This is a genomic window from Rhizobium sp. RHZ01 (assembly GCF_014851595.1).
Classification (GTDB): domain Bacteria; phylum Pseudomonadota; class Alphaproteobacteria; order Rhizobiales; family Rhizobiaceae; genus Rhizobium; species Rhizobium altiplani.
The window spans coordinates 1-280 of sequence record NZ_JACUZZ010000142.1; the positions used below are offsets into that span (position 1 = coordinate 1).

General features: G+C 57.5%; 1 protein-coding gene. It reads right to left on the bottom strand.

Translation table 11 applies throughout. The features are described from left to right. Positions 1 to 201: helix-turn-helix domain-containing protein (locus IB248_RS31195; RefSeq protein ID WP_192242264.1), on the bottom strand; the 201-nt coding region annotated here is incomplete at its 3' end. Positions 202 to 280 lie beyond the last annotated feature (79 nt).

Sequence of the window (280 nt, forward strand, 5' to 3'; positions counted from 1 at the left end):
GTTGTTCGACGGTCGGCCAATCGCCTTGTGCCGGATCGACGCCGCGCCGTCCGTGCACATCCGTTGCAGAAGCCGACGGACCTGGCGGGTGCTCAGATCAAGCACATGCGCCGCCGACACCATGGTCATCCGGCCGTCAATCACCTTCGACAAAATCTCGATCCGCTGCAGATCACGCTCGCTCATCGCAATCAATCCCATCTGCAATCTCCGCCGTCATCAAAACCGGGGAGAGAGTGACATTTCTACTTTGCAGAAACAGGACACTTTAACTTTGCGG